General features: G+C 64.5%; 1 protein-coding gene. It reads left to right on the top strand.

Annotated elements, in window-relative coordinates; translation table 11 throughout:
- Positions 1–139: 139 nt before the first annotated feature.
- Positions 140–1,621 carry a 6-aminohexanoate-cyclic-dimer hydrolase gene (nylA, locus tag AC1ROW_RS22170; protein ID WP_234001864.1) on the top strand — a complete coding sequence of 494 codons (1,482 nt, stop codon included), beginning with the start codon at positions 140–142 and terminating at the stop codon, positions 1,619–1,621.
- Positions 1,622–2,376 lie beyond the last annotated feature (755 nt).

Raw genomic sequence — 2,376 nt, 5'->3', positions numbered from 1 at the left:
CTGCAATCACAACGAAAACTAGCCCCCACATCCTTGAAGGATCACGAAACGGTTACACCACTCCACGGGACTTGACCCGCCGGAGCTGTCGCGGTAGGTTATTGTCCACGCGGCTTAGACCAGCAGAAGGAGCGCGACAGTGAGCAAGGTGGACCTTTGGCAGGATGCGACGGCCCAGGCCGAACTCGTGCGCTCGGGAGAGATAAGCCGGACCGAACTGCTGGAGGCGACGATCGCTCATGTCCAAGCTGTGAACCCAGAGATCAATGCCGTCATCATCCCGCTCTTTGAGAAGGCGCGGCGTGAGAGCGAGTTGGCCTCCGGGCCCTTCGCTGGCGTGCCCTATCTTCTGAAGGACCTCACCGTCGTGAGCCAAGGCGATATCAACACGTCCAGCATCAAAGGCATGAAAGAGTCCGGCTACAGAGCCGACCACGATGCCTATTTCGTGCAGCGGATGCGCGCGGCGGGGTTCGTTTTGCTCGGCAAAACGAATACACCGGAGATGGGCAACCAGATAACGACGGAGCCCGAAGCGTGGGGCGCCACTCGGAACCCTTGGAACCTCGGACGGTCGGTTGGCGGATCCAGCGGCGGCTCAGGGGCTGCGGTAGCCGCGGCTCTGTCACCGGTTGCGCACGGCAATGACGCGGCAGGTTCCGTGCGCATACCTGCCAGCGTCTGCGGCGTCGTCGGCCTCAAGCCGACGCGTGGGCGGATATCCCCAGGCCCCTTGGTCACTGATTCAGACAACGTCGCAGGAACCGCCCATGAAGGCCTCTTTGCGCGAAGCGTGCGGGACATCGCGGCGTTACTGGACGTCGTCAGCGGCCATCGGCCGGGCGACACGTTCTGCGCACCGACAGCGTCACGGCCCTACGCCCAGGGCATAAGCGAGAATCCGGGCAGTCTCCGCGTGGGGGTCCTGACCCACAACCCCGTTGGCGACTTCGCTCTGGATCCGGAATGCGCCGCGGCGGCACGGGGCGCCGCTGCGGCGCTTGCCGCGCTCGGCCATGACGTGAACGACGCCTACCCAGAGGCGCTCGGCGATCGGTCCTTCCTCAAGGACCTCTCGCCGATCACCGACGTCGTGATCGCGCGAGAGATCGAACGCAACGGAGAACTGATCGGCCGGCCGCTGACGGAGGATGACGTTGAGTGGACCAGTTGGGAAATGGTCAAACGCGCAGACCAAGTCACGGGGCGCGCCTTCGCCGCGTGCGTGGACGAGCTTCGATACTACGCTGGGAAGGTGGAGCGTTGGTGGGAGGCGGGTTGGGACCTCCTGATCTTGCCGACTGTAACGCGTCAGACGCCGGAAATTGGGGAACTCATGCTCGCCAAGGGAACCGACTTGGAAGGGCGTCAGTCCGCCTTTATCTCGGGCAGTCTGCGGATGCTGGCCTTCACCGTTCCCTTCAACGTTTCGGGGCAGCCGGCTATCTCCCTCCCCATCGGCATGTCTAGCGATGGGATGCCGATTGGGGTGCAGATCGTCGCGGCCTATGGACGCGAGGACCTCCTCCTTCAGGTGGCCGCGCAGTTGGAAGGGGCGCTGCCATGGGTCGCTCGGCGGCCCCAATTGCTGAACCCGTCGCGGAAGATCCCAGCGGCCTGATGCTTGCGGGAGATGGGGTCCGGCCGACAGATACGGGCCGGGCCCAGGTTTCGTCCCCAACTGGCACCCCACACCGCCTTAGTGAAGGTCCGCCTCGGGGACGCCCCACAGCCGGATTGAGGCCACTCTTTTCTGTGCTGGAACCCCGGCCTGTCGTCGCCTGCTTGTGAGCTCGCACCACGGTCGAGCTTAGCATCAGGTACTGAGTGTCTCAATCCTTCGTCAGTTCGTCGATCAGACGCTCCCACACCCGGCCGCCGCCCACCGACTGAAGAGCTTGCCGTATTCCACTTGCCGTACCGCTCGAGCATGCGCCGGCCAGATCGAGCCGGTCGTGGGGCTCTTCCAGTCGACGGCAGGCAAGAGGGGGCTGGCGCGCATGGTGCCCCAGGGTTCAGCCGATCCCACGCTTCGGGGCCTCCCGGCTCCATCCTTTCTCCGTGCCGTGGGCGTTGCGGGGCCTGCTCGCTCGAAGGGGTCGGTCGAGCCCTGGGCTCGGCCGAGGGGGAGCATTGTATGGGGGAATTCCTGGTCAAGGTCCGACACCTGCCGGGCCGATCAGCGATCACAGGATCGGGCACGTCGCCGATCGCCTTCGTTCCGGGGTGTCCTTCTGGGACGCCGACCTCCAGCGCACCCGCGCCTACGACGATGAGGTCTACGAAATGCTGCGGAAGTAGTAGTGCCCCGTAGAGTGGTGTAACGATCCCGGCCAGTAAACGTCAGCGTGGCCACCGGGATCTTCCTTCGAGGAA

The organism is Leifsonia sp. GW821-FHT13C09 (assembly GCF_058806435.1).
Note: the sequence above shows the minus strand (reverse complement) of the source record. Positions and strands in the feature narration are given on the sequence as shown.